The sequence below is a fragment of the Corynebacterium pilosum DSM 20521 = CIP 103422 genome, assembly GCF_000373805.1.
In the GTDB taxonomy this organism is placed as follows: Bacteria; Actinomycetota; Actinomycetes; order Mycobacteriales; family Mycobacteriaceae; genus Corynebacterium; species Corynebacterium pilosum.
Map to the genome: position 1 here is coordinate 169365 of NZ_KB892467.1, position 7845 is coordinate 177209.

Annotated in this window: 7 protein-coding genes; 3 read left to right on the forward strand and 4 right to left on the reverse strand. The window is 60.6% G+C overall.

The annotated features are described in order from the left end of the window. Positions 1-83: 83 nt before the first annotated feature. A complete protein-coding gene (gene pgm / locus B097_RS0109265; protein ID WP_018582248.1) occupies positions 84-1742 on the reverse strand; it encodes a phosphoglucomutase (alpha-D-glucose-1,6-bisphosphate-dependent) in 1659 nt (552 codons plus the stop codon). Between the two features lie 219 nt (positions 1743-1961). Here pgm and B097_RS0109270 point away from each other — a divergent pair, with 219 nt between their 5' ends. From B097_RS0109270 to B097_RS0109280, 3 genes are read left to right on the forward strand one after another with little or no spacing between them, the layout of a single operon-like run. Next, on the forward strand, positions 1962-3380 hold the full coding sequence (locus B097_RS0109270; protein ID WP_018582249.1) for an alanine/glycine:cation symporter family protein: 1419 nt from the start codon (positions 1962-1964) through the stop codon (positions 3378-3380). Between the two features lie 10 nt (positions 3381-3390). Continuing rightward, positions 3391-3708 (forward strand): fluoride efflux transporter family protein, encoded by a 318-nt coding sequence (locus B097_RS0109275; protein ID WP_018582250.1) that lies wholly within the window; start codon positions 3391-3393, stop codon positions 3706-3708. After that, the gene (locus tag B097_RS0109280) at positions 3709-4065 is read left to right on the forward strand and encodes a FluC/FEX family fluoride channel (RefSeq protein WP_018582251.1); all 357 of its coding nucleotides are present in this window, start codon (positions 3709-3711) and stop codon (positions 4063-4065) included. Here the strand turns inward: B097_RS0109280 and B097_RS0109285 are convergent. The 3 genes from B097_RS0109285 to B097_RS13325 form a co-directional block, all read right to left on the reverse strand. Next, complete coding sequence (locus B097_RS0109285) at positions 4062-6617, reverse strand: ABC transporter permease (protein ID WP_018582252.1); 2556 nt, start codon at positions 6615-6617, stop codon at positions 4062-4064. The two genes, B097_RS0109280 and B097_RS0109285, sit on opposite strands and share 4 nt — an antisense overlap. Continuing rightward, a complete protein-coding gene (locus B097_RS0109290; RefSeq protein WP_018582253.1) occupies positions 6618-7385 on the reverse strand; it encodes an ABC transporter ATP-binding protein in 768 nt (255 codons plus the stop codon). It abuts the gene before it with no gap. A gap of 245 nt (positions 7386-7630) precedes the next feature. Then, on the reverse strand, positions 7631-7845 hold a 215-nt coding region (locus B097_RS13325; RefSeq protein ID WP_040429540.1), incomplete at its 5' end, for a helix-turn-helix domain-containing protein.

Here is a 7845-nt window from a genome sequence, read left to right on the forward strand (position 1 = left end):
TCACGGTCACACTTGAACTTTAACGCACCCTACCCAGGGAGACCAGAGTAGGCGCTGTGAACACCCTGGATACTTGCAGCGTATTACTTCTTCAGCACCTCAGAGACAACCTCCTGTGCTTCCTTTTGGACCTGCGCCAAGTGGTCTTCACCCTTGAAGCTCTCGGCATAAATCTTGTATTTGTCTTCGGTGCCAGACGGACGCGCCGCAAACCACGCGGACTCCGTGGTCACCTTCAGCCCACCGATGGGGGCATCGTTGCCAGGAGCGTTCGTCAGCTTATCGACGATCGGCTCGCCGGCCAGTTCCGTTGCCGAGACATCCTCAGGCGACAGCGCCTTGAGCTTGGCCTTCTGTTCACGGTTGGCTTCTGCGTCGGTACGCGCGTAAGCAGGAGCGCCGAACTTCTCTGCCAGTTCGGCGTAGCGCTGCGATGGGGTCTTGCCCGTCTTCGCCGTGATTTCTGCGGCGAGCAGGTCCAGGATGATGCCGTCCTTGTCGGTGGACCAGACGGTGCCATCGTGGCGGAGGAAGGAGGCACCTGCGGACTCCTCACCGCCGAAGCCGACGGAACCGTCAATCAGGCCCGGCACAAACCACTTGAAACCAACTGGCACCTCCACCAGCTTCTTACCCAGGGACTTCACCACGTTGTCGATCATCGACGAGGAGACCAGGGTCTTGCCCACTGCCGTGCCCTCGCCCCAGTTCGGGCGGTTGGAGAACAGGTACTCGATAGCCACTGCGAGGTAGTGGTTGGGGTTCATCAGGCCGTGGTCGGGGGTGACGATGCCGTGACGGTCCGCGTCGGCGTCATTACCGGTAGCGATGTCGTACTTATCGCGGTTGGCGATCAAGGATGCCATCGCATTGGGGCTGGAGCAGTCCATGCGGATCTTGCCGTCAGTATCCAAGGTCATGAAGCGCCAGGTTGCGTCGACCTCCGGGTTCACAACAGTGAGGTTGAGCTTGTGCGTCTCAGCGATCGCACCCCAGTAGTCCACGGAGGCGCCACCCATCGGGTCAGCACCGATCGACAGGTTGGAGCTGCGGATCACGTCCAAGTCCAGCACATTCGGCAGGTCATTGACATAATTGCCCATGAAGTCAAACTTCACAGCACGATCATCCAGCACGCCCGTGACCGAGGTGCGCTTCACACCGTCAAGGCCCTTGCGCAGGTACTCGTTGGCGCGGTCAGCGATCCAGTCGGTGGCGTCCGTATCTGCTGGGCCACCTGAAGGTGGGTTGTACTTGAAGCCGCCATCGCGCGGTGGGTTGTGCGACGGGGTAATCACGATGCCGTCAGCACGCTTCGGGTCCGTGCCCGTCACACCGCCGTCCAGCTTCGCATTGTGCGCCAGAATCGCATGGGAGACGGCAGGAGTTGGGGTGTAGCGGCCCCGATCGTCGACAAGCACCTCGACCTCATTGGCAAGCAGCACCTCCAGCGCGGAGACCATCGCCGGCTCCGAAAGAGCGTGCGGGTCGCGACCAACATAGACCGGCCCGCCGATGTTGTTGTCGCGGCGGTAATCGACGATCGCCTGGGTGGTGGCCCAGATGTGCTGCTGGTTGAAGGCGTTGTCCAGCGAGGAACCACGGTGGCCGGAGGTGCCGAACGCTACTTGCTGATCAGGATTGTCCGGGTCAATATCGCGGGTGTAGTAGGCGGTGACCAGCTCCGCAATATCGATCAGATCCTCGGGGCGGGCAACTTGTCCGGCACGTTCGTGAGCCATGGCAATACTCCTTAATCAACTTAAGTAACGAAAGGAAAAGCTCCTTTCCTCCCATTTTGGTCGCAATCGTCACATTTATCTATCAAAGTTGACCTTTTTCACCTATTAGCCTTGTTCGCCTGCCACTTTCCGCCACTCCTCCCCCGAAACGGGGTAATTTAAGTGCCACCTTAATGAAAAGTGTTCCACGCCACAGTTGATCGTCGGTAGTTTCTTTACATGCTTGACAACCTTCACTCCATCCTCAGCACCGCCTCCTCCTTCGTCTGGGGGCCGTGGCTGCTCATTCCGCTCCTCTTGGGCACCGGCTTATTCCTCACCTTCCGCCTCAGCGGTATCCAATTCCGCACCCTGGGAAGATCAATGCGCCACGCGCTGATCGACAAGCAGGAAGACGGCGAAGGCGATATCTCCAATTACCAAGCCCTCACCACCGCGCTTGCCGCCACCGTGGGTACCGGCAATATCGTCGGTGTGGCTACCGCCATCGCGCTCGGCGGCCCAGGTGCCCTCTTTTGGATCTGGGTCACGGGCGCCGTCGGTATGGCATCAAAGTACACCGAGGCCTACCTCGGCGTCCGCTTCCGCGTGACCGACGCGAAGGGGGCCCAGTCCGGCGGCCCGCAGGAATACCTGCGGCGCGGCATCCCCGGCCCGGTCGGGCAAATCCTCGCCTTCCTCTTCACTGTCTTCGCAATCTTTGCCTCTTTCGGTATCGGCAACTTGACCCAGGGTAACTCCGTGGCCGCAGGCATGGAAGACACGTTCGGCGTGGACCCATGGATCACCGGCATCATCATGTTTGTCGCCGTGGGCGCGGTCCTGCTGGGTGGCATTCAGGCCATCGGCAAGATCACCTCCGCCTTCGTGCCTCTGATGATCTTCGTCTACGTCACCGGCGGCATCGTCGCCCTGGTCTTGATGGCTGACCAGATCCCCGCAGCCTTGGGCGCGGTCTTCACCGATGCCTTCACCGGCACCGCAGCCACCGGCGGCTTCCTTGGCGCCGGAATCATGATGGCCGTGCGTTTCGGTGTGGCCCGCGGTATCTTCTCCAACGAGTCCGGCATGGGTTCCGCCGCCATCGCAGCAGCCGCGGCGAAGACTTCGCACCCCACCCGCCAGGCTCTGGTCTCCATGACCCAGACCTTCATCGACACGATGATCGTCGTCTCCATCACCGGCCTGGTGATCGTCACCTCCGGCGTGTGGGACCAAGGCGCCGACCATGCGGCCACCATGACCGCCGACGCCTTCTCCACCGTGCTGGGCAGCCAGTGGGGCGGCACGATCGTCTCGGTCTCTCTGATCTTCTTCGCATTCTCCACGATCATCGGCTGGTCTTACTACGGCGAACGTTCCATCGTCTCGCTGCTTGGCCAGTGGGCGTCCCTGCCCTACCGTCTCTTCTTCACCTGCGTGGTCTTCATCGGCGCGATCACCCAGATTGAGATCGCCTGGACCTTCTCCGACCTGGCCAACGGCCTAATGGCACTGCCGAACCTGATCGGCTTGCTCATTCTCTCCGGTCTGGTGGCACGCGAGACCCGCGAATACCTCAAGTTCGACCCGCATCTGAAGCGCTCGCCCGAAGAGGTTGCGGAGTTCGTCGCAAAGCAGCAGATGAATTGGAAGTAAGATCGTGTAAATGATCAAAGAGGGGCTACTGGTGGGCGCAGGCGCTGCCCTCGGCGCGCTCGCCCGCTTCGGGGTTTCAAGCATGCTTAACGACGACATCCCCACCACCCTCGCCATCAATATCTTCGGCTGTTTCCTCATGGGGCTGTTGGCCCCTGGAGTCTTTTGGGGCACCGGATTCTTGGGTGGGTTTACTACCTTTTCCGCGTTCGCTCTGGCTACGGCGACCTCGTCGGCAAGTGAGGCCGCCGTGCTGGTCGTTGTAACGCTGTGTAGTTGCGTGGGGGCCTGGCTTGCCGGCGACTGGTTGCGCAGGAGGCGGGCCTAAATGGAGGTTATCTACGCTGTGCTCGCCGTGGGGGTCGGCGGGTTCCTCGGAGGGCTCGGGCGCTGGGGCTTAAGCTTCATTCCGCGGGCGCGGGTGGGAACGTTTGCCGCGAATATGGTTGCGGCTGTTGTTCTCGGCATCGCCGTGTCCGGGCCCGGTCTGGTGCCTCTGGCCCTGGGCACGGGCTTTGCGGGCGCCTTATCGACGTGGTCGACGCTGGCCCGTGAGCTCGGGGAACTGGTGCGCGCCAAGCAGTGGCGGGTGCTCATCAGCTACACCCTGGCCACGGTGGTGATCGGCATTATCGCCGCCCACCGTGGCACGGTGTGGGCCGGACGGATCTACGGCTCGTTTTAGTCGGCGATCGCATCTAGCGGCGGAGTTTTCGCCGCACGCTGGGCCGGCCACAACGCCGCAAGGACGCCGACCACACCGGAACCAATCAGCATCGTGATCAGCAGACCCCACGGAATCGCGATGGTCTCCAAGCCCTGATCCGCCAGCACGGTGAGGAAAGCCCAGCCCAGGGCTAAGCCCACCACCATGCCGGCCACCGCGCCGAACACCGCGATCTGCACGGATTCCAGAATGATCATCGTCCTGATCTGTCCACGCTGGGTACCGACAGCGCGAAGCATGCCGATCTCCTGGCGTCGCTCGATCACAGACAACGTCAGCGTATTCACGATGCCCAGGATCGCGATGATTACCGCCAAGGCCAGTAGCCCGTACAGGATGGAGAGCATCTGGTCGATCGCCATCGACGCCTCGCCCGCCATCTCCTCGGTATCGCGCACCTGCACCACGATGTGGTCTTCGACGGCGGCTTCCAAGTTGGCGCGCAAATCTTCATGCTCCACCGTGCCATCGCCGTTAAGCCCCACCATCATGATGGTGTTCGCTTGCGCAGGCACGAGTTCGGAAACGGCATCGTAGGACACCACGAAGCTGGTGAAAATCGCCGACTCGTTGAAAGTACCGCCGACTTCCACCTCGACCGTTTCCGGTGACAGGCCCGGCGCCGAGAGTTCGACCGTCTCCCCCACGTTCCAGCCCAACTCGTCGGCAAGCGCCTGCGGGGCGATCAAAGTGTTGCCGGACAGTTCGCTGGAGCCTTCGGCCATGTCAAGCTCAACCAGCGTCGCAGGATTGCCACCCATCACGTCAGTGACACCGTGCGGACCGGCCTGGTGGGAGTACTTGCCGTCCACCATCACTGGCGCTTGGGCGTAGAATGCGACATCATTCACGCCGTCGACGTCGCGCACGATCTCTGGTACGTCGGCGGGCACTGGGAATGCACCCATCTGTGGGCCAGCTAGAACGAACTCAGCATCGACCTCGCTTTCTGCGAAGTCAGAGATGGATTGCTTCATCGTCGCGCCCAGCATCCCGATCGCGGTGACAAGCGCGATTCCCAGCATTAGCGCGAATGCCGTAGCGGACGTGCGCCGCGGGTTACGGCGCGTATTCGTGGACGCCAGCTTGCCCACCGCACCGAACGGCATTCCGATGAGCCTGCCAAATGGCGGCACCAGCGGCAGCGACAAGGCAGGCCCCGCCAGGAAAAATCCGACGATCACCAGCAACGTGCCCACGCCCACCAGGCTGGCACGGTTACCCGTCGTGCCTTCCTCCCAGACCACGGCCCAGCCGGCGGTGACAAGACCCGCACCAATCATGATCAACCCGATGATGGTACGCGCCAGCAATGGCTGCGGAGTGGCAGCTTCGCTGGACCGCATCGCCTCTACCGGCTCCACCTTGCCGGCTCGACGTGCAGGAGCCCACGCCGAAATGACGGTCACCAGCGTGCCGACGACGATCGGAACCACCACCGCTGACACCGACAGGCCAAGCCCCGAATTCGGCAGCGGCGTACCCGTTGCTCCCATTACGGCCTTGATTACAGCAACCAAGCCAACGCCGGCGACAACACCCAGCGCCGAGCCGATCAGGCCGACAATCACTGCCTCCGCTGTCACCGAGCGCGTAATCTGCCCCTTCGACGCACCAAGTGCACGCAGCAGCGCGAACTCCTTGGTGCGCTGCGCCACGATCATGGAGAAAGTGTTGGCGATGAGGAACGTGCCGACGAGCAACCCCACCAATCCAAATGCAATAAGGAAATAGTTCACGAAGCTCAAGGCATTGTTAATGGCCTCAGAGACTTCGTCGGCAAGCTTCTGCCCTGTCTCCATGTTGAGCTCTGGATACGTCTCATCAAGATGGGTGACTAGCGCATCTGGCGCGGTCCCCTCCGCCGCCGCGACCGCGAGGCCTGGGTACATCACGCCGTCCGTGTAGCGCTCGAGGTACGCGTCTTCGTTCATGCGCATGTCCAGGGAGGAACCCTGATCCAGCTCGGAGTCGAAGAGCCCTGTGACGGTGACGTCGTGGCGCTCGACCGGATCGACCACGATCAGATCTTGGCCCACCGAGATGTTGAACTTCTCGGCTGCCTTAGCGTTGATTACGACATCGGAGGGGCCGCTGGGCTCTGAACCCTCGGTGAGCTCGACAGCTTGGCCAACGACCTCACCTTCGGGGTAGTAAATCCCCATCTGGGCGGAGCCGCCACCGGTTTGGATCGTCTCCTTATCGGAGGTCGCTGCAACAACAGTGGTGCTGCCAGTGACATTGATGCGATCGACTTGCGGATCCTCCGCGATCGCGTCGCCCGTCTCGCGCGGAACACCCGGGAGCTCGTCTCCGCCCTCGACGACGACATCAACATCGCTATATGCGTTGCTGACGACGGAGTCGAAGGTATTCGACAGCGAGTTAGTAAACATGAACGAGCCGGAGATGAACGCTGTGCCTAACACAACAGCCAGCACCGTCAGCGCCAGCCTGAGTTTGTGTGCCGCAATATTACGTAGCGACACCTTTCGCATAGTGGACGCCATTTAGTTCTCGATTCCTGTCATCGTCGACAAGATCGTCTCCACCGTCGGATCGCGCAACTCATTGACAATCTGCCCATCAGCGAGGAAGATCACGCGGTCCGCATAGCTTGCCGCGGTAGCGTCGTGGGTCACGATGACCACAGTCTGATTGTCCGCGTCGACGGCTGTGCGAAGAATATTCAACACTTCCTTGCCGGAATTCGAATCAAGGTTACCTGTCGGCTCATCACCAAAGATGATCTCCGGACGTGACACCAGAGCGCGGGCACACGCAACACGCTGCTGCTGCCCGCCAGAAAGCTCCGCGGGACGGTGCGAGAGGCGGTTCGTCAGGCCCAACCGATCTGTGACCTCGTCGAACCAGGCCTTATCTAGGGCGCCCCCGGCGATGTCAGAAGGCAGAGTGATGTTTTCCGCAGCCGTCAACGTTGGGACAAGGTTGAATGACTGGAAGATGAAACCTAGCCTGTCGCGACGGAGGTTGGTCATCTCCTTATCGTTCAGCGTGGAAAGGTCTGTATCACCGATGAAGGCGGATCCGCTTGTCGACGAATCCAGCCCGGCCATGGTGTGCATCAATGTCGATTTGCCTGATCCTGACGGGCCCATGATGGCGGTGAATTCATTGCGGACGAACTCCACGTTCACGTGGTCGAGTGCTACGACGGCCGTGTCGCCTTCACCGTACTGCTTGAACAAATCTACGGCGCGTGCAGCAATAGTTTGCCCGGTTTGCTGGTCGCTGCCTTCGGCGCTGTGTTTAGCCATAACTGTTTTCTCCCCTAGTCAAGTTAATCCCTCTTAGCTTAATGCCCATGGCATAGGAAGAGTTATTCCAGTTGCCATTTCTACCAGCTGCCCTGGCGTTTTGTTCTGGAGGGCCGATTGGCGAAAGTCAAGACGCAAATCGCCGACGGGCAGCAGCACTATCTAGGCCCGTAAGAAGTTCAACCTCGTACTCTGTTGGATCGGAAGGCAGCGTCCTCGCCCAGTTGCGATGCTCCTATATTGTGTCAAGCGCTTTTCAGAAATTTTTCGTAGGCCGATGCTAATTCCGTCAACGGACGTTTTCCAGTCTCGATGTCACTGATCCTCGCCGGGGCACACCCCAAATGCTTCGCTACAACCACCTGGGTGAGATGCTTCGCGATACGCAGTTCTTTCAACTCATCCCGACGAAGATCCCTGGGCTGTGGCGTACTGCGCCTGGTGCATATGACCCGGTAGA